The organism is Paenibacillus sp. alder61 (assembly GCF_020179875.1).
In the GTDB taxonomy this organism is placed as follows: domain Bacteria; phylum Bacillota; class Bacilli; order Paenibacillales; family Paenibacillaceae; genus Fontibacillus; species Fontibacillus faecis.
Genome location: NZ_JAIUDG010000018.1, coordinates 1 through 25,437 on the forward strand (window position 1 = coordinate 1; position 25,437 = coordinate 25,437).

Sequence of the window (25,437 nt, forward strand, 5' to 3'; positions counted from 1 at the left end):
GGAACCCTCCTTTTTTTCTTGGGTTATGGTTTTGGTCAACTATAACTTCGAGAACTTGGGGAGGTGTTCCTTTTTTTGCTGTAGAAAACTCAGTCGTGTCAAGGCTTTTGAATTATGAAATCGACTTTATGTGCATGTTTTTTCTTGGTTGGGACCAAAAATTTCAAAATTCCTGCAAATCTGCAGGAATTTTCGACGAAACCGGCTCGTTTCTCTAAAATCGCTGAAAATTCCTGCAGATTTGCATCTTTTTTCGCATCCCCTCGGGAATCGGCCTAAATACCTGCAGATTTGCATCTTTTTGGAGTTGGAAGCTTGAAAGTACGCTAAGCGCCTCTTTGTATGTGACATATCACTTCGATTAGCCATTAAGCCACCTTTTCTTTTCTTTATACATCGTAGCTTGAACACTCCTATGATAACAACCCCAACATCAGTGCTATAAGCATCACTACACCACCCGCATAACAGGTAGCTTCTTGTTTCGCGCGCTTCGCGAGCTCAACTGGCTAAAGCTACTAACGAAAAACAACCCGGAGCCTTATGCTCCGGGTTGCTGCTGTTTCTCAAAGCTATTCCTTAAGCGATCGTTCCCACAGGCCCTGTTTGTTTCTCCAAGGCTCGTAACTGTGAACCGCAATGCCGGCAAAGGAGGAATGATCCTTCACCAGCTTAACCAACTTATTCATCTCTCCGATCAGAGAGACGAAAGGTTTTTCGTGAAAAGACACGCCCGGTCCTTCCTTGCTCTTCCCGACCTCTACACCGACCCATACCTGCTTCTTCTTGCGGTCTCCTTCCTCCAGGGTCGCCCGGGCCGCCTGATAGATCCGGTCCGCCTCGTCGCGGTAAGACATGATGGCCACATAGTCGAACTTTTCCAGCATCCACTGGTTTAACCGCGCTTTGGATCCCGGATAGTTGATATCGTTCAACCAGAAGGGAACCGCGGCACCGATCTCAAAGTCGCTGCCTTTGCCCGCTTCGACCCAGACCCGGATATTCTCCACCCACTGCTCGACGATGGATGCCTTGCGTGCTTCCCAATTATCCAGCAGGTAAGGTTCCACATCGAACTGTACGCCGGTAAACTTCTCCTCCGGTGCGGCTTTCCGGTTGTACTCCTTGACCCATTCGAGGAAATCTTTCGCTTCTTGTTGGTATTTTTGCAAGGCCCATTCCGGCTGTCCGTTCAACGCATGAACCTCCAAGCCCTCGGAGGAGGCCAGACGTACAAAATGACGATAACTTTCCTCTTTCACATCCCCGCTGATTTGCAAAAAAATCACTTTAATGCGCTGCTTCTTGGCAAAATGGATGATGTCCTCGCCGTTTTGCTGGATCAGCTTCGTATTCCAAAGCCAGGTTGCCTTGGCTTCCGAGGGGGAAGGGCGGATGACGAGCAGAAGAAGGGATAAGGCGATCCCCCCGCACAGGATCAGAAGCTGTCTTCTTCGGTTCGCTCCGGCGCTTTTCATTTTCATCACCGCCTCCCTTGTCTACGCAAGCCCCTTATCCGACGATCAGAGCCTCGTTGGCTTCAGCCACATGCTGTACCGAATGGCCGATCTTGTAAATATGCGGCAATTTGAAGTCGCGGAATGCGTTGCGCGTATCCACGATCGGTACGCCGAGATGAGCGATGGCTCCGTAATCCAGGTTACTGTGATTGGTCACCAGCACAATGCAATCGTACGTTTTGAATTTCTCCAGGTCGTACGCCACGCTTGGCACGGTAATCCCGTGTTTGTCGCGGAAACTCGTCGCGTAAGGGTCGTAGAAATCCACCTTCGCTCCACTATCTTTGTAAAGCTCATAAACCTCCAGCGCCGGCGATTCGCGCAGATCGCTGATATCCGGCTTATAAGCCATTCCCAGAATGAGAATGTTCGATTTTTTAATTGACTTCGCATATTCGTTCAAAATCTTGGATGTTTTGTTGACTACATAGTAAGGCATATTGTCATTGGTCGACTGGGCGAGTTCGATAAACTGGCTGTAGAAGCGGAAGCCTTTCGCTTTCCAGGACAGGTACATCGGATCCAGCGGAATGCAATGTCCGCCGATTCCCGGCCCCGGATAAAACGGCATAAACCCGAACGGCTTGGTTTTGGCCGCGTCGATCACTTCCCAGATGTCGATGCCCATCCGGTCGCACATCATGGCCATTTCGTTAATGAAGGCTATGTTGACGCTGCGGAACGTATTCTCCAAAAGTTTCGACATCTCGGCCACTTTAGGCGAGCTGACGGGAACGACCGTTTGAACATACTTGCTGTACAGCGCCGTGCCCAGAGCGAGGCAGGCCTCCGTCGTTCCGCCGATCACTTTCGGCGTATTGAAGGTATTGAATTTCGCATTCGAAGGATCGACACGTTCCGGAGAGAAGCAGAGGAAGAAGTCCTCGCCTACCACATAGCCGAGCTTTTCCAGTTCCCGCTGGATCAGCTCTTCCGTGGTTCCGGGGTAAGTCGTGCTTTCCAATGTGATCAGGATGCCCTTTTTCATGAAACGTTTGATTTGCTCAACCACCGTTACGATGTAAGAGGTATCCGGATCCTGATTTTCGCTGAGCGGAGTCGGAACGCAGATACTGATCGCATCAATCTCCCGCAGGGAAGCATAGTCCGTCGTTGGTTTGAACCGTCCCGTAGCCATGACTTCACCGAGGGTCTCGTCAGAAATATCATGAATATAGGATTCTCCGCGATATAGTCGATCGACTTTGCCGGCATCCAGGTCAATACCTACCACACGAAAACCTTGCTTCACCATTTCGACAGCCAGGGGAAGGCCGACATATCCAAGACCGACCACACCCAAAACTGCGTTTTTCGATTCGATGGCTTCCAGTAATTTCTGATATTGATTATTCACTGCTCCAACCTCCATTTTATCTATATAGATTTTTATTTGATATGCTGGGAGTTCAACCCTTGCAGGTTCATTCTCAAAGAATTCAGCGAACGGCGAATCCGGGCGTCCAGCTCCACGGGGGAGAACGGCTTGGTGATATAATCGTCCACTCCGTTTTGGAAGCATAGGCTGATCGTCTGCTCCACTCTTTGCTCGGTCAGGACTACGATTTTCGGCACCGCAGGAACTTGCAGTTGTTGAATATGGTGAATATAAGGCAATCCGTCGATACCATACAGATTAAGCTCCGTCAGCACCAAATCGGGCTTCCAGGATTCGATCGTTTCCAAGGCGGACAAGCCGTTGTCGGCCACGGCCGTTTCATAACCCTGCATCTGCAGGCGAATTTCCAGAAACTCGCGGACCGTTGCGTCCCCTTCCACAATCAAAATGCGGCTGCGCATGGTTTTCATCTCTTCACGCGTAAAAATGTGGATTTCTCCGGAGGCCTGTTGCTTTACCGAGTCCTCCATCTTGATCAACACCTCCTGCGTCAGCTGCTTTTTTTCAGGAAAGCTTGTTAGAGTCATCCGGACCACCAAGTCCGGCATGCTTTCCTGAAGCCGCTGTTTGAGCAGCAGCCCTTGAAAGTGCACCGCGTCGAGCGTTTGCCCCGGGAAAAGAATGAACAGGGAGCCCGGCTCTTCGCCGCCCCAAATCTTGGGATTCACCCCGGGCTGGGATTCCAAAATGCCACGCACTTGCTTCTCCAAGTAAGTTGGCCCGCCTGCGCAAGAAATGAACAAAATCCCGTTGGTTTCGTAGGCCGCTTCCTTGACGCTTTGCTCGATATCCATATATAAGCTGGTCTGCTCTTGCTTGCTTTGCAATGCCGTATTCAGCATCTCTCATCCCGCCTTCTTTCCGTAATAGATTTTTTTGTCTAGCCAAGGATTCGGCCTTGGCCGCTTCTGGCTTTTGCATCAACTCCCTTCAGGGAATGCAGGTTACGCCGGTTTGGCTGTGTCGCTTTTCTCTTGCCAGCTTTGCCGGGTCATCGTCCCCCAGGAGTTGTTGTTGCGCAAATATTGAATGTGCCCCTGAATCCGCCACAGCCCTCCGAGCTGGGCGTATCCGAAAAATTTGAACATGGAGTAAAGCATCATCCGAACGAGGTCGGACAGTTTGCTAAACCGTTTAAAAGCCAGTTCTTCCAGCAGCAGCGCCCCGATACTGAGCAAATAACCGCTGAGGAAGTTGATCAGCCAAAATACCGCGAGCACTCTCCAATGCGTCATATCCATCATCGTATAACCGATCAGAGCCAGAAGACCCGTGATCTTGAAGTAAGGGTTCAACGCTTCAAAAATGATGTTGTACGGCATCGTGAGGAGCCCCATCACTTTGTATTTCGGATTGAACGCCATGTCGTAGTTTTCGATCATGTTCTTAAGATTTCCCCGCCCCCAGCGCTTGCGCTGGTTGGACAGAATCCGGTACGTGTCCGGAGCCTGGGTCCAGCAGACCGCTTCCGGACAGAAGGCGACCCGGTATTTCAGTTTGTTCTCCAGCATGTAACGGTGCAGCTTGATAATAATGTTCATATCCTCTCCGGGATATCCGCCCCGGTAGCCCCCGACGGCGATCACATAATCCTTGCGGAAAAGCCCGAATGCGCCGGATACGATAATCAGGCCGTTAATGGAGCTCCAGCCGATCCGGCCGCCAAGGAACGCCTTGAGGTATTCGACCGCCTGGAACATCGGCCACATTTTACGCGGCAGCGAAACTTCCTTGACCGCCCCGTTCTCGATGACACAGCCGTTGGCGATGCGCACATCCCCGCCGATGGCCACGGTTTCTTCCGGGTTCTCCATATACGTCCGCGCCATCCGGATCAAGGCGTCTTTCTCCAGCAAGGAGTCCGCATCGATGGAAGAAATCAGCGGGTAATGGGACAAGTTAATGCCCGCATTAAGCGAATCGGCCTTGCCGCCGTTCGGCTTATCAATTACATACAGATGCGGATACTGAGGATTATGGTAAACCGCATTAATCGGCTGGCAGTCGATCGAGTTCCGCATCTCCGGGTTCGGCAGCGGTTCGAGCCCGAACTCTCTCCGAAGCACGCCCAGCGTGTCGTCGCTGGAACCGTCGTTGATGACGATGACCTCATAGGTCGGGTAATTCAGCGTCATCAGACATTTTACGTTTTCAATGACCGTCAATTCCTCGTTGTACGCCGGAACCAGCAGGGAAATCGACGGGACCAGCTCGGACCCGGAAAGCGTATTGTACTTGGAATACGCCGCCCGGCGGAAAATCGTCATAATATTGCGGAACGAAAAAGTCATGATCGAAAAATAGATGACATTTACGGTCATTACGTAGTACGTCGCAAATAGGCCGTAAATGAGCAAGATATCCCTAAGCAGTATAATCCCCTCCGACCGCTGCGACCTGTCGAACCGGCTTCGCTTCGGCAACCCCGAAGTACCGTTCGTACAGCAGCTTCTTTTTGTTATAGGCGACCATCTGATCCAGCTTCTGATGTTCGCCTTCCTGCGCCATCGTTTTCTCCACGTAATACAACGCGGTTTCGCGTTCGACCCCGGACCCGTGCTTGGCGATTTGGCACAGCACCTCAAATCCGGTCTCGCCCAGCTTGGCTAAGCTTTCCGCACTGTTGTTGCGCACCCGCCAGTGCAGATCCTGCAGAGCCGCGCGCAACAGCGGGATGCTGCCGGCCGCGTGCGTGTTGCCGAGCGACTTGGCCACGGCGGCCCGGACTTCCCAATCCGTGTCCGCCATCAATTGACGAATGGTTTCGTCCTTCAGCACGGGATTGGAGCTTAAGTAAAGCTTGACCGCGCTGGCCCGTACCTCTTTCTCCTCCGCGCCGACCAGGCGGTCCAGCGAAGGAACGACCTCGGGTACGGCCTGCCCCCACATGGCGACGAGCGCCACTTTGACAAAATCCGGATTTTCGTCATCCAGCAGCTTGAGCAGGAGCCGGCTGGCATCCAGACTCGTTTCCATCAGGATGTCCGCCGCCAGATTATGAATCGGTTTGCCGTGCCGGAGCAAATGCTTCAGCATCTCCGTAAGCTGCTCCTCGCGCTCCGCGCACTTGGCGATCGAGCGGGCGATGACGATCGACAGCGGGCTGTACTTTTGCTGCTCCAGCATGAGCAGCATTCTCGGCACGGCTTCCGCCGCCCGCATTCCGCCCAAGCGGTAAGCCGCGGCAATCCGCCGGCCGTAGAGCAAGCTGTCCAGGAGCTTGATGTCGTCGTCGACGAATCCCGCGTCACGACACAGCTTGATCAGCTTGTCGCGCATATCGCCTTTCAGCTGCTCGATCCATTCCATGATCCGCTGCTGAATGACCCGCCGCTCCAGCGGAGTCAGTTTTCCCGGCGGCAGCGGCAATTCGGAAACCCCGCTCAAATGGGTTTGAACAAATTTGAAATAGTCCTGATGCTTCTGAAGATAGATTTCCGTCTTCTTTGCCGTGCGGATCGCTCTAATCCGGAGCCAGAACAACGTCAGCATCCCTGCGAGAATTAATCCTAGGCAACCGTAGATGAAATAGACGGCTACGGTAAGGTGCGAATACATAAAGAATAGCTCCTCCTTCCTGATACAAGCACGATTGTTTGTGTCGTCATAGCTAAGGGGATCTGTGATCCGGCAGCGTTTCGTAAAACTCCTTCAATGCGGTGTAGCCTGACTTCAAGTGCTCCGTGTACTTGACCGTCTCCCAAGGAGACCAAGTGTACTTCGGCTGTCCGCCCAGATCGAGCGTTCCGCCGACCCCTCCCGGCCAGGATACGTTTCCGCTGGCCCGGTCCTTGATCCACGGGACGAAGGTGATGCCTTGCGTCTTCGTCGTGGCGAAGGTGCGGTCTTTCTTCAGCGGCCCGTAATCGATCACCTGCAGGGAGCTCGGGTCGGCGAAGCCCAACAGCATCCATGGAATGCGCAGCTCTACCTCATTGCCGCTGTATTGCCATGAAGTCAGCGAGTTGAACGCTTCGCTGTTCCGGTCCGAAGTGCCCCTTAGCAGCTTGCCGACCGTCATATCCATGAACGGGTTGGCGAAGCGGGTATCGGGAGGCGTCATCGTCAAACTCACCGCCAGTTTCCACGGCCGGAACTGTTTCTTCTGTTCCGCGGTCGGATCGTCCAGCATCCAGTATCCGTATCGTCCGTATAAACGCTGGTGGAAATCGTAGCTCGGAGCTACTTTCACCTGGGTTTCTTCGTCCGTTCCGATCACAACCATGCCTTCCAGTCCTTCGCTCAGCGATTTGCCGGGCAGTTCGTTGACCGGTTGGTCGCCGCCGGGCAAAACATCGGTGCCCAGGTAAACCTGACTTTTTTTCGGATCGAACGGCTGTTCCAGCGTCATTCCCACATAAACGTAAGCTTCGTCATGCGTGACACGGAGCTGCTTCATGCCGGGAACCGGATTTTCCCACGACTTGACTTCCCCTTCGGGTAAAGCAGCCCAGTCGTTCAATTTCCCGTCGATGATAATTTGATCCTCTTTACCGGGCCCCAGCGACAGCAGGCCGAAAAGCTTCTCGTTGGTCAGCACGTTCAGCCAATAGGAACGCCGGTCTTCCGGAATTTCAAAGCGCATCGTGTTCCAAGTCTTCTTGAACCATTCGTCCTGCCACATGAACAGAATCGCACCCGCATATCCCTCATCGTAAATATCCTTGGTTAGAGACACGTTGATTTCGCCCTGTTCCTTCTCACTGTGGCCTCCCTGATTTCGTCCGCCGCGGCCCAAGTGCGATACGCCGAGCGAAGAAGGAACGCCGTATTCCGTAACCATAATCGGGATATCCTTGTAGTGCGCCTTCAGTTGTTTCAAGTAAGCTTTGTACGTGTTGTAGTCGTTCCCCTCCGGAATCGTCTCCAGCGTTTTATCGAGGTGGAAGAAATCCGGGTAGTACGGGTAGACGTGATAGGCCGCAAAGTACCCCGCTTCCCAATTGACCGGCTCGATTTTCGTCGCATCGACGCTGGCCAGATCCTCTTCGAACAGCGGTTCGCCCGGATGCTCCAGCACGTCCGTCGTCACCCAGTTCGTAAAGGTGATCGGGTGCTCCCAACCGTATTTTTTCTCCAACTGGGCCGTTTGGTCAACCAACTCGGCGAGCCAGCTCTCGAACGGACTGGCGTCCGCCTTGGCCGCAAAGTGCTTGCCTTTGTAAGGTTCCGTTCCCGCATGCACTTTGTTCGTATTGTCGACCATTTCCGGGTCCCATTCGGTTCCGATGTGCCAGCCCATCAGGAACGGGCCCGCGTTGGCGGTGTATTTCCCTCCCGATTCTCCGGGAACCGGGTCGGCATTGAGATCGCCGTACACGGCTTTGACCGCCTTTTCGATCTCCTTGTGGAACTTTTCTTTAATCCCCGGATTGTACGCGTCCTGCAGCTCGATCAACTGCTCCTCCGGGGACCAGATTCCCTGGATAAAATACAGCGGATCGTCTACCTTATCCCGGTTGTACTTCACCAGCGACTTATAAAATACCGGATTGTGTACCGTATAAATCCGGATGACGTTGGCGCCCATCTCGTCAATTTGCCGGAACCAACGCAGATAATCCTCCTCGGTGATCGGGAATTCTCCCGGAAAATGTCCGGGAACCGTCGCGCCCAAATTTACGCCCTTTACGAAGATTTCGTTCCAGGCCCCGTCGCCCCGGTATTCCATGAACTTGTCTCCCGAGGTTTGGAATTTCATCTTATCCCCATCGGAAGTGGCGGAGCTGACAGGGATCGGCGGCTTCAACCAGAAGTATAGAGCAATTCCCCCGGCGATCAGGGCCGCGCCGAGCGCTATCCAAATGGCTAGCCTTTTTCGCGCTAATCTTGTCATCGGTCCTCAAGAGATCATTACAATCGCTGACCCCTTTTTTTCACCTCGCTATCTTTTTGTATGCAGGCGATGATCAGTACGGTCCCTCACACACACCTCCACTCCTCAAATTACTTCTATCATTAACCAAGTGAACATGGAATGTAACTAGGCTGATGGAAGTGTTTTGTTTTTGGGTCCTTTCCCGGAAAACCACCGCGTCTTTGGCACCTAGCTCCCAAAATCAGGAAGTCCGCCTGTCCTGCCCCTATCCTTTTTTGTCCGTGAAAAAAGTTTTGAAAACCCCTACATTTCATGATGAATTTCCATACGATTGTTTTCACGGAGGAGGCGCTTGAGCCTTTTCGCCCTAATTAGACGCAGCAAATGATTCGAAGTTTCGCTCATTTTTTACACGCATTTCCATAAAGGTTACAAAATTGATACCTAAGTCTTAGCAGAAAATCGCGTAACACCGCGGATTTTTGCGAGTTCTGAAATGACAACGTCTGTGATAAAAAACATACTCTGGTCCCATATTAGGCCCTTTGGTTACTTGATGCATTTTCAGTCCATTTTCGGTTGATTCCCTTTTTGCCGGTTTAGCGACTTCCTTCCTAATTTTAAAGAGGACTTCGTTCCCGTTTTTTCTTTTTCTGCGTCTCCTGCTCCAATCTTCGGACAAAAAAAGAACAGCCCTTTGGCTGTTCTATGTTCTCTTTCCGTTCCTTGGCTCGTATTATTCCGCCGAAACGATGTCCGCAAAGGCGATCCATTCCGGATTTCCGTCCGTATTCAGCCGAAAACGCCGCTCTCCCGGTCGCACCGCTTCCACGACTCCCCGAACCCGCCGGTCTCCGAACTCTCCGTAGAGCCTCAGGCCGATTTCTTTGTTGTCCCTTAACGACTCCGCAATCCGCCGGGAAATCTCCTCCATCTCCTGCTCATCCAACAGGATGCGCGAACGGCGGTGCTGTCTGCGGTTATATTCCAAAATCGCCTCTTTGTGCTCGGGGAGCATCATTCTGGACGACTCCCAGAGCCCGTTGCCGTGCAGCTTCCCTTTCATCGGTAATGCCCTCCTATCTTGCCGGCCCGATCCCGGGCCTGACCCGGTGCGGTCAGGGAAACCGCCCGCAATATCGCCGATTCCCCATACTTCCGTTTGATTTCATCCGTGGCCTTCTCCAGAGCCTGGTATTTGGGACGCTCGTCAAAAAGCAGCAGCTGATACTCGTCGTCCCGCACCAGCCCCGACAAAGTGACCCCTACCTTCCGTACCGGCTCACCGTCCCAATGCCGGCGAAAAAGGCCCATTACCGTTTGATAGACCTGGTTGGTGATATTCGTCGGGTCCCCCAGCTTGATCTGGCGGAAAAATCCTGTCGGATGATCGAAGTCCGCTCCCCGGCACCCCACGCTCACCACGCCGCCCATATACCCTTTGTCACGGCAGCGCCGGCAGACCAGCTCGGTCAGTTCCAGAAGCGGCACCGCGATCTCTTGGAGCGTGTAGTAATCGCGGGGCAGCGTCATTTCGTGGCCGACGGACTTCTCGCCCTGATGGCTGCCCGGACTCACGGGCGAAGGGTCGATCCCGTTGGCGATGCGCCACAGCACTTCGCCGTTTACGCCCCAGCGCTGCCGCAGCCGGGACAGCGGGGTCGCCGCAAGCTGCCCGATCGTGCGGATGCCCATCCGCTGAAAATGGCGCTCCATCCGGGACCCGACCATGAACATACTCCGAATCGGCAGCGGCCAGAGCTTCTTCGGCAGCATTTCCTTGGGCAGCACAAAAATGCCGTCCGCATTTTTTTTGGCGAAATTATCGCAGGCCATTTTACTGACCGCCTTGTTATAGCTGATGCCGAACCGGCTGTATACCCCCGTCCTGCTCCGGATTTCCTCCTGAATTTTGCGGGCCAGCGGGATCGGATCGCCGAACAAGGAGAGACTCCCGGTGACGTCCAGATGCTGCTCATCGATGCTGTAAGGCTCCACGAGGTCCGTGAACTGCTTCATGATGTCCGTAATCTGCATCGAGACCTGGATGTACCGTTCCATCCTCGGCCGCATCACGACAAGGTCCCGGCATTTGGCCAGCGCCGTTCCCAGCGTTTCGGCCGTCGTAATGCCGTATTGCTTGGCCTTGGGGCAGGCCGCAAGGACGATACCGGAACGGCGCTCCGGATCCCCGGCGACCACCAGCGGGCGATGCTCGTATTGGGGATGGTCCGCTTTTTCCACGCTCGCATAAAAGGACTGGCAGTCTCCCAGCATCACGATTCGCTCATCCGTCTTCATGACCCTATCCCCTTCTCCGCAATGTCAATGCCCAAATAAGCGCAAAACCGCCGCAGCATTTCCGCCTTGACGAGCCCCCACAGCATGGAAAATTCATAATGGTAGCCCCGGCAAAGATACCGCGCTTCCAATCCCAAGGAAGTCCGATGTTCTTCATATACCTTCATTCCGTGCTCTCTCATTCCTTTCCGGGCCTGGGCCAAGTCGGCGGTAATCGCCTCCTGCAGCAGCCGGACCAAAACGTCGTAGACTTCCGGCATTTTCAAGCCGGCCCTGCCCATCGCGATCCGATCCCGCTCCAGTACATCCAGCATCAAGGGAAGCAGCAAGTACTCCTTTACGAATTCCGCCTCTTCCGGCGTTTGCCAAGGAATTGTCTTCATGCGTCCCCACTCCTAACAACCCATCCCATACTTTCACCTTCCATAAGAACGTTTGTTCTTATTGTATTCATAATACGAACAAATATTCGCTTTAGCAACAGGTTATTGCTGGATATACAGCAGGGATCTGGGGCAAAAGGCAATACGCGCAAAAAAGGCCGGGGGGCCTATGTTTCTCGGTCCTCCCCGGCCTTCGGCCATGAGTGATTATTGAGCGGTTAAAATGAGCGGTCCGTCCGCGGTCAGCGCCACGGTATGTTCGTACTGGGCCGAAAGCTTGCCGTCCGCCGTTCTGGCGGTCCATCCGTCCGCATCAATTGAAATACGAAAGGTTCCTTCGTTAATCATAGGCTCGATGGTAAAAACCATGCCTTCTTTGAGCCGTACGCCTTTCCCGGCTACGCCGACATGCTCGTAGCTCGGCTCTTCATGCAGCGAGCGGCCGACCCCATGAGCCAGAAGATCGCGAACCACGGAATACCCGTGCGATTCCGCGTGCTTCTGGATGGCCGAGGTAATATCCCCGAGCCGATTGCCCGGGATCGCCTGCGCAATGCCCAGCTCCAGGCATTCCTTGGTGACCTTGAGCAGGCGCTCCACGGCTGGGCTGGGCTGGCCGATCGTATAACACCAGCAGGAGTCGCCGAACCAGCCGCCGTATTCCGCCACGATATCCAGCTTGAGCAAATCCCCTTCCTGCAGCGGTTTGGCGGACGGAAAACCATGCGCCACCACATCGTTGACCGAAGCGCAAGTTTCCGCGGGGAATCCGTTGTAGCCTTTGGTAAATTGCTTGCCGCCCAATTTAATGATGTGCTTGGCGACAAAATCGTTGATCTCGAGCGTGGTGATACCGGGCTCAATCAGTTTGGCGACCTCTCTGTGGCAGTCGGCCACGATCTGGCCCGCCGTTTTCATCTCTTCGATTTCCCTGGGTGATTTCAATATAATCATTGCCTTCGCTCCACTCTATAAAAATTAGAAATCCGCCGTAGCGGTGCGCCTGCGGATTCAAAATAAAAACGCGGCGATCTGGGCCGCCTCGTCGCGCAGCGTTCCCCGGCGAAGGGGAGCCAAGGCGCAGCCCGTCAAAGCGGCGAGCAGCCATTCGGCCCGGCGTCCGGGTTCGCCGCCGTCCGCCGGCGCTTGCGGATCGGCGGCGGGAAGGGCGCCGAGGATCGCCGCCAGCGGGCGCAGCACCTGCTCGCGGAATGCGGCCGCGAGCGGCTCCGCCTGCGCTTCGGGAAGCGGGCGGAATTGCTCGCCCCCCAGGCGGCAGGCCAAATAGAAGGCATGGTCCTCCGCCCATGCCTGAAGCAGCTTGACGGCGAGCGCTCGCTGCGGCGGGCCCGTGCCGTTGGCCGCCGCCGGGCGAGCGGCCCGCACGTCCGCGTAACGGCCGCGCCCGGGCTCCGCCGATGGCCCCGCGCTGACGGCGGCGCCGGCAGCCGGCTGTCCGGCCGCCAGCGCGGCGGACAGCAGAATCTCCTCCGCCCGGCTCATCGCCTGGAGCATCAAATCATGCAGAAGATCCATTTTATTTTTGTAATAATGGTATACCGTTCCATAGCCTAATCCGGCCTCGGCCGCCACGTCGCGGATTTCCATCTGCTGTCCCCGCTCGAGATAAACATCGGCCGCGGCCTTCAAGATCTGCGACATCCGAAGGTTCCGGATCTGTTCGTTCTGTTCCTTCGTCCGAGGTGTCATGATATGCCACCACCTGCGATTTATTTTTGACCTACTGTCATGTCAATTTAAAAATACAACAAATCTTCTCTTCGCGCAAGGGCGATTCTCCACCCCAACCTTCATTTTTACAATCCCCGCTCGTTTAACTTTCCCCGTATCTCCGGTTAACATCCGGTTAACCCGCTGAACTTCCCTTTACGCCGCATAGATCCGCCATCATCATTCCGCTCATTTTCCGGTAATCATAACCACCCGTCAAACGGGTAGTGCGTTCATTACTAGTCCCCCTTCAGACAACCTGATAATATAAAGTTCCTGCATATGTGCATGTTTTTTTCTTGTTCGGGGCCCAAAATTTCAAAATTCCTGCAAATCTGCAGGAATTTTCGACGAAACCGGCTCGTTTCTCTAAAATCGCTGGAAATTCCTGCAGATTTGCATCTTTTTTCCCATCCCCTCGAGGATCGGCCTAAATACCTGCAGATTTGCATCCTTTTGGAGTTGGTAGTTTGGAAGCACGCACATTAGGCGCCTCTTTGTAGGTGGCATATCACTTCGATTAGCCATTAAGCCACCTTTTCCTTTCGGTATACATAGTAGCTTGAACACTCCCATGATAACGAACCCAGGTGTTTTGCCTCACCCGCTTCGCGCACTCAACTGGCTAAAGCCCCAACAAAAATCAGCCGGAATATTCCGGCTGACCGTGTTTGCCGACAAGGCTTCGGCAAGATGACAAATGGGTTTAAGCCTAGCGAAACATCCCCCACAGCCTGATCAAGTGGAGCGTGCTCTGCGGATCGATTCTTTGGGCCACGACAAATTGAACGATCTGCTCCTCCTGGACGCCGCTCAACCTTTCGTTCAGCAGCGAAGCTGCCGATTTGACCAGCCGGCGAACCTTGACCCGATCCTGCAGGTCGGCTTTTGTCAACCCTTCCACCAGTTTTTTCACCCGCTCTTTGGTCGCCGGATTCTTCATTTTCAGCTTGACCCGTTCCACCAGCTGCGGACTGATTCCGTATTGATGATAACTCAACGGCACTCTACACCTCCCGTCCCTCAAGGCCTTCTCTCTACTTATATGCGGGAGTGGCTGTACATAGTGCCGAAAAAAACGGCTGCCGGCTGCCACAGCAATCTATTGTGTTCGCTGCCGGGTGTGTGCTATCGTAGGTTGTAAAATTTAAGCCCGATGATAACCCTATACATAGGCATGGATTTGAGCAGAAGGAGTGAACGCGCCGTCATGATTATCCGGCAAATTTTCAACAACAACGTGATTCGTGCTGAAGACCAGGTCGGTCACGAATTTGTGGTCATCGGCAATGGTCTGGGATTTAAGAAAAAGCCGGGGCAAACGGTGGACGAGGAAAAGATCGAGAAAACCTTTATTCTGAAGCCCGGGAAAGTTCCGCAGAAACTAATCGATCTGATTGGCGAGACCTCCGCGGATTACTTCTCCCTGGCCGATGACATCATCAGCTATGCCAAAAGCGAGATGGGAAATATTTTCAATGACAATATTTATATTACCCTGATCGATCATATTCATTTTGCCGTCTCCCGTTACAGAAATTCCCTGAATCTCAAAAACGCGCTGTTTTGGCAAATCAAAAAGTTCTACCCCAAAGAGTTCGCGATCGGGCTAAATGCGCTCCAATTGATCAAGAAACATTTTGACATCGAGATGGATGAGGACGAGGCGAGTTTTATCGCGATGCATTTTGTCAATGCCCGGCAGGACGGACAAGGCATGCAGCGGACCGCCGAGATTACGAAGGTGATGAGCGAGATTTTCGACATTGTGACCGAGTTTTACGACCTGGAGCTGGACGAAAAATCGTTTAACTACTCCCGCTTTATCACCCATATCCAATATTTTGTGCAGCGGATGCTGAGCGGAGAACAAGAGCGCTCCGCTTCGGGGGACAATTTTCTCTATGACCAGATTAAAATCAAATACCCGAAAGCCTTTGCATGCATGAATGTCATCAATCGCTACCTGGAGCAAAATTATGAAAACGCCATGTCGATTGACGAAAAGGTGTATTTGACGATTCATATTCAGCGGGTGACTTCCCGAAACGACGAAGAATAAAAAAAATGGGTTGCAAACGTTTACCGTTTGTTTTATAGTAACCTTACAACCTAAACTTAAGGATTGTTACTGGTAAAGCAGGCGATACCTAAACGACTGGCATATGATCACTTCTTGTGATCCCGCGGGCCATTCGTTTAGGTATTTTTTTATGCCTGAAATGCGCAGCAGAGGAGAATGACTATGGATAACCGTAAATTGGCTGACGATATCGTTCGTCTGGTTGGCGGAGAGGAAAATATAAACGACCTTGTTCATTGTGCGACAAGGCTTCGGTTCAGTCTGAAGGATACCCAAAAGGCAAACCGGGAAACATTGGAAAAACATGAAGGTGTGATCACCGTGGTTGAAAGCGGCGGCCAATTCCAGGTCGTGGTCGGCAGCCATGTCGCTAATGTGTATGCCGAAATCGCGAAGAACACCGGCTTTTTAAATAAAACTCAGGAGAACTCGGCAACCGGTCAAAAAGTATCGGCGGTCTCCAAAGTGTTTGAAGTGATCTCGGGCAGCTTCTCCCCGCTGATTCCGGTCATGGCCGGGGCCGGCATGCTGAAAGCTCTTCTTACCGTTTTGACCCTGGCGGGCTGGTTGTCCGACACCAGCGATACTTACCTGATTCTGTCCGCCGCCGGGAATGCCGTGTTTTACTTTTTGCCTATCTTCCTCGGCATTACGCTCGGCATCAAGCTGAAGGCCAATCCTTACGTGGCGGGAGCCATCGGCGCTGCGCTTATGGAGCCTAATTTTACGGGCTTGCTGGATAAAGGAACCGAAAGTTCATTTCTCGGCATCCCCGTCGTTCTGATGAACTATTCATCCAGCGTGTTCCCGATTTTTATCGCGATCAGCATCTATGCGGTCTTGGATAAATTCCTCAAAAAGATCATCCTGAAAGACCTGCAGGTCTTCCTGGTTCCGATGTTGTCGTTGATGATTATGGTTCCGCTGTCGGCCATCGCCTTCGGCCCCTTCGGGACAAGCGTCGGAGACTGGATCGCCTCGGGAGTAACCTGGCTGATCGACGTTAGCGGAATCCTCTCGGGCATCGTTCTCGGAGGAGGCATGACCTTTATGGTGGTGCTCGGCCTGCATTGGGGGTTCACGCCCATTACATTGCAAAACATCAACAATGGCGGAGACCCGATAGAAGCTATGGCCGCCGCCGCCGTTTTTGCCCAAATCGGGGTGGCCCTCGGGATTTTCCTTAGAGCCAAAAAGGACAAATCGTTAAGATCCATCGCCGGATCGTCCGGTCTCACGGGACTGCTGGCGGGGGTAACCGAGCCGATCGTCTACGGTTTGATCCTTCGTTACAAAAGAGTGATTCCCATCGTCATTATCGCAGGCGCCATTGGCGGAGCGATCAACGGCCACTTTGGGGTAAAATACACGGCTTATGTCTTCCATAATATTTTTTCCATTCCGGTAGAAAAGCCGACAGGCATCTTTGTCATATCCATGATTCTTTCCATGGGCGTCGGGCTGCTCCTGACCTTGATCTTCGGATACGAAAGCAAAGGTAAGGCGCGGACGGCGGAAGTAACGGAGCTGGAGCAAGCGCAACCTGTTTTGCAGCCGGCACAGTCCGAAACGAAGTCGGGATCGTCCATGGATATCCAAAAAGAGCAGATCTACAGTCCTCTCGCCGGAAGGGTCGTTCCGCTCAGCAGCGTTACGGATGAGGCTTTCTCCTCCGGAGCCATGGGAAAAGGCTTGGCCATCATGCCTGGCGAGGGTGTGGTTGTCGCCCCGATGGACGGCGTCGTAACTTCGTTGTTCCCGACGGGCCATGCGATCGGCATCACTTCAAACGCAGGGACGGATATCCTTATCCATATCGGTATCAATACGGTAAGTTTGAAAGGAAAATTCTTTAATCCCGTCGTTAAAGAGGGGGATGTTGTCAAGCAGGGCGATGTGCTGATTGAATTCGATATCGAACAAATTCAGGCGGCCGGCTATCAGACCGTGACCCCCGTGATCGTCACCCTGACCCAAAAGGAAGTCGAGGTTTTTGAAACCGATAAAGCCTCCGTGAAAAGAAACGAGGTTTTACTGACCCTCATCTAACTCTACCTTTGTACATTTCAATTGAACTTGAACTGGAGGAATCAACTATGCTGCATCAATCGCTTAAACCATTTCCGGAAAATTTCCTGTGGGGAGGTTCCACCTCGGCTTATCAATTCGAGGGCGCGTGGGACGAAGACGGCAAGGGTCCGTCCGTCATCGACTTGGCCAACCATGTTGAAGGGGTTACAGACTTCAAAGTGGCGAGCGATCATTACCACAGATATAAAGAAGACGTGGCCTTAATGGCGGAGCTGGGATTTAAAGCCTACCGGTTCTCCATCGCCTGGACACGGATCTATCCTGAAGGCTCTGGAATGCTGAACAAAAAGGGCATCGAATTTTACAGCTCGCTGATCGATGAACTGCTCAAACACGGCATTGAGCCCATTGTGACGATGTATCATTTCGATCTGCCTTACGCGCTGGAAGTCAAGGGCGGATGGTCCAACCGCGAAACCATCACGGCGTTTGAACAGTATGCCAAAACGTTATTCGAGCACTACGGAGACCGGGTCAAGTATTGGCTGACGATCAACGAGCAAAATATGCTCATTCTTCATCCCGGCTCTATCGGGACATTGAATGAACAGCTTGAGAATCCGCAAAAAGAGCTCTACCAGCAAAATCATCATATGCTGGTGGCCCAAGCCAAAGCTATGGTCCTCTGCCATCGCATGCTGCCGGATGCCAAAATTGGACCGGCGCCCAATATCGGGGTCATTTATCCGGCAAGCTCCAGCCCGGAAGACGTGCTGGCCGCCGACAATTACGCGGCCATCCGCAACTGGCTCTACCTGGATATGGCGGTGTTCGGCACCTACAATCATATCGCCTGGAGTTATTTGCTTGAAAAAGGTTATGAACCGGTCATTGAAGACGGCGACATGGACATCTTGAAGCAAGGGAAGCCCGATTTTATAGCCTTCAATTACTATACGTCCCAAACGGTCGGCGAAAGCAAGAATGATGGCAACGACTTTTCGCATACGGGCGACCAGCATGAAATTGTCGGAGAACCGGGGGCTTACCGGGGCTCCGTCAATCCGAACTTACAGAAAACCGAGTTCGGCTGGGAAATCGATCCCGTCGGTTTTCGGACCACGCTACGGCAAATTTACTCCCGGTATCGTCTGCCGTTGATTGTCACCGAAAACGGACTGGGCGCTTTCGATAAGCTGGAGGAGAACGATGTCGTTCAGGATCCCTACCGGATTGATTTTTTCCGGAAGCATATCGAGCAAATCCAACTGGCCATCACCGACGGCGTCGAAGTATTCGGCTTCTGCCCATGGTCGGCCATCGATCTTGTGAGCACGCACCAGGGTTCAAGCAAGCGTTACGGTTTTATTTACGTGGACCGCGAAGAGTTCGATTTGAAGGAGCTTCGCCGAATCCGCAAACAGAGTTTTTATTGGTATCAAAAATTAATCCGGAGCAACGGAGAAATCCGTTAAGCTCGCACAAAAAAACACGCCGATGTGAATGGCGTGTTTTTTTGTGCCGTGTCGGCCGAGCTAATCGATCAGCTCGCCCTGCAAAATCTGCTCCCGCTGCAAAAACGCCCGCAGCGGTTCATACTGCGGCGACGTCCAGAAGGACGGGTCGCCGACCAGCCGGGCGGCATCGTCCCGCGCCGCCTCCAGCACGGCATAATCGCTGACCATGTCCGCGATTCGAAACTCCGGCACCCCGCTCTGCTTGGTGCCGAAGAAATCCCCGGGACCGCGCAGCTCCAGGTCCCGCCGGGCCACTTCGAAGCCGTCGTCCGTTTCGGTCATGACCTTCATCCGCTCCTGACCGACCTCCGACTTCGGATCGGCGATGAGCACGCAATAGGACGCGTGCTCCCCCCGGCCTACGCGACCGCGCAGCTGGTGCAGCTGCGACAAACCGAAGCGGTCGGCGTCCATGACGATCATCAGCGTCGCGTTCGGCACGTCCACGCCGACCTCGACGACCGTGGTCGAGACCAGCAGCTGGACTTCGTTGTCGTAGAAGGCCCGCATCACTTCGTCTTTCTCCGCGGCCGTCATCCGCCCGTGCAGCAGGCCGACTTTGAAATCCGGGAAGGCCTGCTGCATGCCGACGTACAGGTCGATGGCGTTCTGAACATCCAGCTTCTCCGACTCCTCGATCAGCGGACAAATGAGATAGGCCTGCCGCCCCTGCGTGATTTCCCGCGAAATAAATCCAAGGACCCGGTCCATCATCTCCTGCTTGACCCAGTAGGTCGAAATCGGCTTGCGTCCCTTCGGCCGTTCCGACAGGGTGGATACGTCCATGTCCCCGAAAGCCGTGATGGCCAGCGTCCGCGGAATCGGCGTGGCGGTCATCGTCAGCACGTCGGGATTGAAGCCCTTGCGCCGCAGGATGCTTCGCTGATTGACGCCGAAGCGGTGCTGCTCATCCGTGACGACCAGGCTGAGCGAACGGAAAAACACATCCTCCTGAATCAGCGCATGCGTGCCGACGATGATATCCGTCATGCCCATCTGCAGCGAAGCCAGCAGGTCCTTGCGCTTCCGCCCTGTCACGCTGCCGGTCAGCAGACCGACGGTAATGCCGAACGGCTCGAACAACCGGGTCAGCGAGCGCATATGCTGCTCGGCCAAAATTTCCGTCGGCACCATGAAAGCGCCCTGGTGCCCGGATTTAACCGCCGCAAACAGCGCGATCGCGGCGACGACCGTTTTCCCCGAGCCGACGTCCCCTTGCAGAAGCCGGTTCATGCAATAGGGCGAGCGCATATCTTTCAGAATCTCGAGCTCGACCTTTTTCTGCGCATCCGTCAGCTCAAAGGGCAGGCTCCGCACGAATTCGCGCACGGTCGCGTTGTCGACCTCGTGCTTGACGCCGTCCATCCGCTCATGATTCATGGCCCGGTAGGCCTGGAGCTTCAACTGGAACAGAAACAGCTCCTCATAGACCATCCGGCGGCGGGCCTGCTGGCCTTCCTCGCTGTCCTGGGGCTGGTGGATCCGCTGGATCGCGCGGCGCCGGGCCATCAGGTCATACTGACGCAGCAGTTCCGGCGGCAGATTCTCCGGAATCATCTCCCCATACTGCTGCAGCGCCTGCCCGATCGTTTTGCGCATCCATGCCTGCGTGATTTTGCCGCCTACGGAATAGACGGGCTGCAGACTGCCGCTTCGCATCGTTCCCTTGTCCGGAAATTCGGATTCGGACACCGTCATCTGGCTGCGCCGGAGGTCCCATTTGCCCGTCAGAATGATGTCCCGTCCCGCCGTCAGTTCGCCTCGCAGAAAATGGCGGTTGAACCATGTCGCCGTAAACATCCAGTCCTCGGCCACCATTTTGCAGGTCATTCTCGACTTTTTGCCATAGCGCTGCAGGACGGGAACGCCCATAATTTTGGCCTGGACGGTAATTTTATCCCCGTCTTTCGCCTCCGCCAAGGAACGAAGCCGGTAGTCTTCGTAACGAAACGGATAATATTCGATTAAATCGTTCACCGTAAAGATGCCAAAGGCGTGAAGCTCTTCTGCTTTAAGAGCACTCACGCCGTTGACTTGCTTTACCGGGATGTCGTTTAAGTTCATCTTGATCCCTCGCTTTAACAGCCCTGATGCATGATTTCCGGCGAAGGGTCCCGCTCCAACCGGGCTTTAGGCCGGCCACACGAACACGGCGACGGTTCCCGGTCCCACATGGGTGCCGACCACCGCCCCAATGCTGGTACGGACCACCTCATGCAATGTGAAGTGTTCGGACATCAACCGGATGATCTCCTCGGCCCCTTCCGGGTTTACCGCGTCGCAGACCGCGATATGAACGTCCTTGTGATCGCCAAAATCTTTCTTGAACAACTCGATCACGCGGGAAACCGCCTTTTTGTGGCCCCTTACTTTATCGACCGCGTAAATAATGCCTTCCTGGTCCACCGACAAAATCGGCTTGATGTTGAGCAGCGTGCCCAGAATGGCCGCCGCTTTTCCAATCCGGCCGCCCTTCTGCAGGTACTCCAGCACATCGACCAGGAAATACAGCCTGCGGCCCTTGCCGACGCGTTCCACCTCGGCGCGGATTTCCTCGGCGGTCGCGCCTTGTTTGGCCATCCGGGCAGCCAGCACAACCTGAAGGCCGAACCCGTACGTCGCACACAGCGAGTCGATGACCGTGATATCGGCCGTCTCCCCGGCCTCCTCCTCCAGCATTTCCTTGGCCAATCTGGCCGACTGGTAAGTTCCGCTCATACCGGAGGAAATATGAATCGAAATGATCGGGGAACCGGGATGCTTCTGCATAAGCTCCCGGTATACCTCAACATACTGGGATGGAGAGGTCTGTGAAGTTGTCGGAAGTTCACGGGATTTGGTTAATTTATCGTAGAACTCCGAGGCGGTAATGTCGATGCCTTCCAGATAGGACTCGTCTCCAAAAGCGAGCCGCATCGGCACGATGTGAATTCCGTATTCCTCCACCATGCTCTTTGGAACATCAGCCGTACTGTCGGCAACGATAACTGCCTGCTTCAAATAGAATCCCCCTCTTCTCTATCCCTGCCTTATGATTCGACAGAGAACAAATAATAATAAATCGGCTGACCGCCGTTGTGCACTTCGACTTCAACATCGGGATAAGTATCATGAATCCAGGCGGAAAGAAGTCCGGTGGTCTCCGGCGTCGCTTCTTCCCCGACCAATATCGTGACGATTTCGTCTCCGCCGGCCAGCATTTTCGCAAGCAGCGCTTGGCTTGTCTCCAGCAGCCCTTCCTCCGTGCTGACGATTTTGGAATCCGCGATGCCGATATAATGACCCGCCGTAATTTCCAGATCGTCAAACACCGTATCCCGTACGGCGTATGTGACTTGTCCGGTCTTTACATGCTGCACGGCGCGGATCATGTTATCCGTATTGCTGTCGGCATTCTCTTCTTCCTGGAAGGCGAAGGCCGCCGCGATTCCCTGCGGAATGCTCTTGCTCGGGATGACCGTCACGCTGCGCTCGCCCTCCAGAAGGTCTCTCGCTTGTTGGGCCGCAAGCACGATATTGGAATTGTTGGGAAGCACAAAAATGTGCTGTGCCGAGATCGAGTGAATCGCCTTCACGAAATCCTCGGTACTCGGATTCATCGTTTGGCCGCCGGACAGAACGACGTCGACGCCCAAGCTTTTGAAAATATCCGTGATCCCTTGCCCGGAAGCTACGGCGATGAATCCATAAGGAGCGATCTCATGGGCCGGCAGCTCGGCCGGATCGGTTTCGCGAACCGGTTCAGCCGGTATTTCGGCAAACAGTTCCGGCATCGGAGCCGCATCCATGCCCGCGGTCAGCAAGTCACGATGCTGCTCGCGCATATTCAAAATGTGAATTTGCGTAATTTCTCCGTATCGCAGTGCCAGATTCAGCACTTCGCCCGGGGCCTTGGAATGAACATGCACCTTGATCACTTCGTCATCCGCGATGACGATAATTGAGTCCCCGTTCACTGACAACGCTTTCCTGAACTGATCCTCATCGAAATGGCTCCCCGGACCGGCACCCAGCTTACGGTTGATGAAAAACTCCATATCGTATAAGAACTCGATATCCTCGGTATCCAATTGGGCTTGTGCGGACGCGTGATGCGCAGGATGGTTGACGGCCGCCGTCGGCGCTTCCGGACGAGCCGGAGCCGAAACTCCGCTTGCCGCTACCTGAGCAGGTATGTACGGCTGCACTTTGCCGGTCAGTTGCTCCAGAAATCCTTCATAAATATAGACCAGTCCCTGTCCGCCCGAATCGACGACGCCTACCTGCTTCAACACCGGCAGAAGCTCCGGCGTGCTGGCCAGCGCTTCCTTCGCTTTGGCCAGGACTTCGGTCATCAGCTCGGTGATGTCCGTGGTGCGACGGGCATAAAACACCGCATGTTTGGCGGCTTCCTTGGCCACGGTCAGAATCGTTCCTTCAACCGGCTTCACCACCGCTTTATAAGCGGTATCGACACCGCTTTGCAAGCCTGCGGCAAACTGTACGGTATTCAGTTCATCGTAAGCGGCAACGGAACGGCTGAAACCGCGGAATAACTGGGACAGAATCACCCCCGAATTTCCGCGCGCACCCATCAGCAACCCTTTGGACAAAACGCCCGCCCTGCTGCCGACACCACCCGTTCCGCTATTTTTCAGCTCGGTCACGCCGGCTGTCATCGTGAGATTCATATTGGTCCCGGTATCCCCATCGGGTACCGGAAATACGTTCAGGGAGTTGACATGCTCGGCATGCTGCCCCAAACGCTCCGCCCCGGCAAGGACCATGGCGGTAAAATCTGTTCCGTTAATAGAACGCTTACTCAAGAGAATTCCCCTTCCTAGCTTGATACACGTACGCCTTGAACGACGATGCCCACCTCGGCCACCTCAAGCCCAACGACCTCATTCAACACGTATTTCACTTTTTGTTGTATGTTGTGTGCTACCTCGGAAATTTTCGTGCCGTAACTGACTATAATATAAAGATAAATGGCCAATCGGTTATTATCCAGCTTGACTTCCACTCCGCGGGCCAAGTTTTCGCGTCCCAGCAATTCGGCGATACCGTCTTTAAACTGCTTTCGGCTTGCCATTCCCACGAGTCCATAACATTCCATGGCGGCCGATCCGGCGATTACCGCGATCGCTTCATCCGAGATATCGATGCGTCCATATTGAGTATCCAATTGTATAGCCACGTCTGCACTCACTCCTCCCTTGAAAATATTATGGACTAAACAATATTGTACTATAAGAGTAAAGAGAAATAAATAAAAGATGGAATCGGCCCGAAATAATGTTTGTCGATCGGTTGACGGAGCTTTTTTTACTATGATATTATATTTAAGTATTGTTTTATGAGGTTTCCTCTGCCTTCAGGCAGGGTTCAGGAAATCACCCGACCTCGGCCGGGTTGAACAATAACCGTGAACTTGATAATGAACCTTATTTCAAGACAGGTGTATTTGGAACAGGAGGTGTAATGAAATGTCTCGCAAATGTTATGTAACAGGCAAAAAGCCAAGCAGCGGTAACCATGTTTCCCATGCCAACAACCGTAACCGTCGTTCTTGGGGCGTAAACGTGCAAAAAGTACGGATCTTGGTAGACGGTAAACCGAAGCGCGTATATGTCAGCACCCGGGCTTTGAAATCCGGTAAAGTGACTCGCGTGTAAGGCTCAAATAAGCATATAGACAAAAAGCACCTTTTCTAATAGAGGTGCTTTTTTGGTGCTTCCCGGTTTCACCGACCCGTCTCAGGGATGCGCCTGCCCTAGTTTTTGTGAAACGTGTTCAAAACAGCCTTAACAAACCCTCCCAAAAATTTAGGCAGCTTGAATGTGTAAAATTTCATCGTTCACCCTCCCCATCATTCTCATGCCTTCACCCATAGTCTATGTTCCATGCCTCTTTCCCGTGTATTTCCGCCGCAAAAAAAAGGCTACATGAGAATCCTGCTCATGTAACCCATTGTATGCGCCATGGCGCAGCCCTATGCCACCGGACAACTACTTCACCCGGTTTCTGATTTCCGCGATCGCTTCGCGCCGGTCGGGCCGTCCGAAGACCGCGTTTCCCGCCACCAGCACATCCGCTCCCGCTTCCGTTACCAGCGGCGCCGTTTCCGCCGAAATGCCGCCGTCAACCTCAATGCGCAAATGCGAAAGGCCCAGTTCTCGCTTCCACTCGTTCAGTTGGCGGATTTTTCGCAGCGTTCCCGGAATAAACGCCTGTCCGCCGAATCCCGGGTTCACGGTCATGACCAGCGCCAGGTCGATATCCTCCAGCACCTCGCGAATCGCCGCGGCCGGTGTGGCCGGATTGATCGCGACGCCGGCTTTGACGCCGCGTTCTTTAATCATGTGAATAACGCGGTGCAAGTGCACGCAAGCCTCGGCGTGCACGGTAATCACATGAGCGCCTGCTTCGGCGAACGCCGGAATATATTGCTCGGGCTGCTCGATCATCAGATGCACGTCCAGCGGCAGATTGGTCAGCGGCGCAATCGCCCCCATGACGAGGGGCCCGAACGTCAGATTCGGCACAAAATGGCCGTCCATGACGTCCACATGGAGCCAATCCGCTCCCGCGCGCTCCACGTCGGCTACTTCTTCGCCGAGCTTGGCAAAATTCGCCGATAAAATGGATGGGGCAATATAGACATTGGACATG

23 protein-coding genes are annotated in these 25,437 nt (G+C 53.8%); 5 read left to right on the plus strand and 18 right to left on the minus strand.

Annotated features, from left to right (window positions below; translation table 11 throughout):
- Positions 1-218: hypothetical protein (locus tag LBW89_RS18620; RefSeq protein WP_225039830.1), on the plus strand; the 218-nt coding region annotated here is incomplete at its 5' end.
- A 354-nt stretch (positions 219-572) separates the two neighbouring features.
- On the opposite strand, the gene LBW89_RS18625 is transcribed toward LBW89_RS18620, so the two are convergent.
- The 12 genes from LBW89_RS18625 to LBW89_RS18680 form a co-directional block, all read right to left on the minus strand.
- Positions 573-1,484 (minus strand): hypothetical protein, encoded by a 912-nt coding sequence (locus LBW89_RS18625; RefSeq protein WP_148451743.1) that lies wholly within the window; start codon positions 1,482-1,484, stop codon positions 573-575.
- Positions 1,485-1,512: 28 nt separating this feature from the next.
- On the minus strand, positions 1,513-2,877 hold the full coding sequence (locus LBW89_RS18630) for a nucleotide sugar dehydrogenase (RefSeq protein ID WP_225039832.1): 1,365 nt from the start codon (positions 2,875-2,877) through the stop codon (positions 1,513-1,515).
- A 32-nt stretch (positions 2,878-2,909) separates the two neighbouring features.
- Entirely contained in the window at positions 2,910-3,761 is an 852-nt protein-coding gene (locus LBW89_RS18635) for a response regulator transcription factor (RefSeq protein ID WP_148451741.1), read from the minus strand.
- A 102-nt stretch (positions 3,762-3,863) separates the two neighbouring features.
- Entirely contained in the window at positions 3,864-5,240 is a 1,377-nt protein-coding gene (locus tag LBW89_RS18640) for a glycosyltransferase family 2 protein (RefSeq protein ID WP_148452675.1), read from the minus strand.
- Positions 5,241-5,283: 43 nt separating this feature from the next.
- Complete coding sequence (locus LBW89_RS18645; RefSeq protein ID WP_225039834.1) at positions 5,284-6,477, minus strand: HEAT repeat domain-containing protein; 1,194 nt, start codon at positions 6,475-6,477, stop codon at positions 5,284-5,286.
- A gap of 52 nt (positions 6,478-6,529) precedes the next feature.
- Positions 6,530-8,755, minus strand: coding sequence for a hypothetical protein (locus LBW89_RS18650; protein ID WP_225039836.1), 2,226 nt, complete (start codon positions 8,753-8,755; stop codon positions 6,530-6,532).
- Between the two features lie 718 nt (positions 8,756-9,473).
- Entirely contained in the window at positions 9,474-9,803 is a 330-nt protein-coding gene (locus LBW89_RS18655; RefSeq protein ID WP_148451738.1) for a YolD-like family protein, read from the minus strand.
- On the minus strand, positions 9,800-11,038 hold the full coding sequence (locus LBW89_RS18660; protein WP_225039837.1) for a DNA polymerase IV: 1,239 nt from the start codon (positions 11,036-11,038) through the stop codon (positions 9,800-9,802). Before LBW89_RS18660 ends, LBW89_RS18655 begins: the two co-directional genes overlap by 4 nt.
- Positions 11,035-11,421 (minus strand): hypothetical protein, encoded by a 387-nt coding sequence (locus LBW89_RS18665; RefSeq protein ID WP_148451736.1) that lies wholly within the window; start codon positions 11,419-11,421, stop codon positions 11,035-11,037. Before LBW89_RS18665 ends, LBW89_RS18660 begins: the two co-directional genes overlap by 4 nt.
- A gap of 207 nt (positions 11,422-11,628) precedes the next feature.
- Positions 11,629-12,375, minus strand: a complete 747-nt coding sequence (map, locus tag LBW89_RS18670) for a type I methionyl aminopeptidase (RefSeq protein ID WP_225039839.1) — start codon at positions 12,373-12,375, stop codon at positions 11,629-11,631.
- Between the two features lie 57 nt (positions 12,376-12,432).
- On the minus strand, positions 12,433-13,131 hold the full coding sequence (locus tag LBW89_RS18675; RefSeq protein ID WP_225039841.1) for a helix-turn-helix domain-containing protein: 699 nt from the start codon (positions 13,129-13,131) through the stop codon (positions 12,433-12,435).
- A gap of 733 nt (positions 13,132-13,864) precedes the next feature.
- Positions 13,865-14,152 carry a stage VI sporulation protein F gene (locus LBW89_RS18680; protein WP_148451733.1) on the minus strand — a complete coding sequence of 96 codons (288 nt, stop codon included), beginning with the start codon at positions 14,150-14,152 and terminating at the stop codon, positions 13,865-13,867.
- 210 nt (positions 14,153-14,362) lie between these two features.
- On the opposite strand from LBW89_RS18680, the gene licT reads away from it, so the two are divergent.
- The 3 genes from licT to LBW89_RS18695 all read left to right on the plus strand — a co-directional run bounded on the left by licT (position 14,363) and on the right by LBW89_RS18695 (position 18,741).
- Positions 14,363-15,214, plus strand: a complete 852-nt coding sequence (gene licT, locus LBW89_RS18685) for a BglG family transcription antiterminator LicT (RefSeq protein ID WP_148451732.1) — start codon at positions 14,363-14,365, stop codon at positions 15,212-15,214.
- A 183-nt stretch (positions 15,215-15,397) separates the two neighbouring features.
- Positions 15,398-17,284, plus strand: coding sequence for a beta-glucoside-specific PTS transporter subunit IIABC (locus tag LBW89_RS18690; protein WP_225039843.1), 1,887 nt, complete (start codon positions 15,398-15,400; stop codon positions 17,282-17,284).
- 47 nt (positions 17,285-17,331) lie between these two features.
- Positions 17,332-18,741, plus strand: coding sequence for a glycoside hydrolase family 1 protein (locus tag LBW89_RS18695; RefSeq protein ID WP_225039846.1), 1,410 nt, complete (start codon positions 17,332-17,334; stop codon positions 18,739-18,741).
- A 60-nt stretch (positions 18,742-18,801) separates the two neighbouring features.
- Here LBW89_RS18695 and recG read toward each other — a convergent pair whose 3' ends face one another.
- From recG to LBW89_RS18715, 4 genes are all read right to left on the minus strand, one after another.
- Positions 18,802-20,847, minus strand: a complete 2,046-nt coding sequence (recG, locus tag LBW89_RS18700) for an ATP-dependent DNA helicase RecG (RefSeq protein WP_213504719.1) — start codon at positions 20,845-20,847, stop codon at positions 18,802-18,804.
- A 66-nt stretch (positions 20,848-20,913) separates the two neighbouring features.
- Entirely contained in the window at positions 20,914-21,783 is an 870-nt protein-coding gene (locus tag LBW89_RS18705; RefSeq protein ID WP_225039848.1) for a DegV family protein, read from the minus strand.
- A 29-nt stretch (positions 21,784-21,812) separates the two neighbouring features.
- Positions 21,813-23,588, minus strand: a complete 1,776-nt coding sequence (locus LBW89_RS18710) for a DAK2 domain-containing protein (RefSeq protein ID WP_225039850.1) — start codon at positions 23,586-23,588, stop codon at positions 21,813-21,815.
- A gap of 14 nt (positions 23,589-23,602) precedes the next feature.
- Positions 23,603-23,962: an Asp23/Gls24 family envelope stress response protein gene (locus tag LBW89_RS18715; RefSeq protein WP_225039852.1), complete on the minus strand. Its 360-nt coding sequence runs from the start codon at positions 23,960-23,962 to the stop codon at positions 23,603-23,605.
- Between the two features lie 289 nt (positions 23,963-24,251).
- Between LBW89_RS18715 and rpmB the strand changes: the two genes are divergently transcribed.
- On the plus strand, positions 24,252-24,440 hold the full coding sequence (gene rpmB / locus LBW89_RS18720; protein WP_044479170.1) for a 50S ribosomal protein L28: 189 nt from the start codon (positions 24,252-24,254) through the stop codon (positions 24,438-24,440).
- A gap of 98 nt (positions 24,441-24,538) precedes the next feature.
- Here the strand turns inward: rpmB and spoVM are convergent, their stop codons facing one another.
- Together spoVM and rpe are read right to left on the minus strand one after the other, a co-directional pair.
- On the minus strand, positions 24,539-24,619 hold the full coding sequence (spoVM, locus tag LBW89_RS18725) for a stage V sporulation protein SpoVM (protein WP_036621610.1): 81 nt from the start codon (positions 24,617-24,619) through the stop codon (positions 24,539-24,541).
- Between the two features lie 154 nt (positions 24,620-24,773).
- Positions 24,774-25,436 carry a ribulose-phosphate 3-epimerase gene (gene rpe / locus LBW89_RS18730; RefSeq protein WP_148451725.1) on the minus strand — a complete coding sequence of 221 codons (663 nt, stop codon included), beginning with the start codon at positions 25,434-25,436 and terminating at the stop codon, positions 24,774-24,776.
- Position 25,437: the final 1 nt, after the last annotated feature.

Excerpts from the sequence above, each read along its gene's own strand:
- licT (WP_148451732.1), top strand. The coding sequence starts at position 14,363 with ATGATTATCCGGCAAATTTTCAACAACAACGTGATTCGTGCTGAAGAC.
- LBW89_RS18655 (WP_148451738.1), bottom strand. The coding sequence starts at position 9,803 with ATGAAAGGGAAGCTGCACGGCAACGGGCTCTGGGAGTCGTCCAGAATG.
- LBW89_RS18665 (WP_148451736.1), bottom strand. The coding sequence starts at position 11,421 with ATGAAGACAATTCCTTGGCAAACGCCGGAAGAGGCGGAATTCGTAAAG.
- LBW89_RS18690 (WP_225039843.1), top strand. The coding sequence starts at position 15,398 with ATGGATAACCGTAAATTGGCTGACGATATCGTTCGTCTGGTTGGCGGA.
- LBW89_RS18645 (WP_225039834.1), bottom strand. The coding sequence starts at position 6,477 with ATGTATTCGCACCTTACCGTAGCCGTCTATTTCATCTACGGTTGCCTA.
- recG (WP_213504719.1), bottom strand. The coding sequence starts at position 20,847 with ATGAACTTAAACGACATCCCGGTAAAGCAAGTCAACGGCGTGAGTGCT.
- LBW89_RS18640 (WP_148452675.1), bottom strand. The coding sequence starts at position 5,240 with ATGACCGTAAATGTCATCTATTTTTCGATCATGACTTTTTCGTTCCGC.
- LBW89_RS18650 (WP_225039836.1), bottom strand. The coding sequence starts at position 8,755 with ATGACAAGATTAGCGCGAAAAAGGCTAGCCATTTGGATAGCGCTCGGC.
- LBW89_RS18695 (WP_225039846.1), top strand. The coding sequence starts at position 17,332 with ATGCTGCATCAATCGCTTAAACCATTTCCGGAAAATTTCCTGTGGGGA.
- LBW89_RS18675 (WP_225039841.1), bottom strand. The coding sequence starts at position 13,131 with ATGACACCTCGGACGAAGGAACAGAACGAACAGATCCGGAACCTTCGG.
- map (WP_225039839.1), bottom strand. The coding sequence starts at position 12,375 with ATGATTATATTGAAATCACCCAGGGAAATCGAAGAGATGAAAACGGCG.
- LBW89_RS18660 (WP_225039837.1), bottom strand. The coding sequence starts at position 11,038 with ATGAAGACGGATGAGCGAATCGTGATGCTGGGAGACTGCCAGTCCTTT.
- spoVM (WP_036621610.1), bottom strand. The coding sequence starts at position 24,619 with ATGAAATTTTACACATTCAAGCTGCCTAAATTTTTGGGAGGGTTTGTT.
- rpe (WP_148451725.1), bottom strand. The coding sequence starts at position 25,436 with ATGTCCAATGTCTATATTGCCCCATCCATTTTATCGGCGAATTTTGCC.
- LBW89_RS18635 (WP_148451741.1), bottom strand. The coding sequence starts at position 3,761 with ATGCTGAATACGGCATTGCAAAGCAAGCAAGAGCAGACCAGCTTATAT.
- rpmB (WP_044479170.1), top strand. The coding sequence starts at position 24,252 with ATGTCTCGCAAATGTTATGTAACAGGCAAAAAGCCAAGCAGCGGTAAC.
- LBW89_RS18625 (WP_148451743.1), bottom strand. The coding sequence starts at position 1,484 with ATGAAAATGAAAAGCGCCGGAGCGAACCGAAGAAGACAGCTTCTGATC.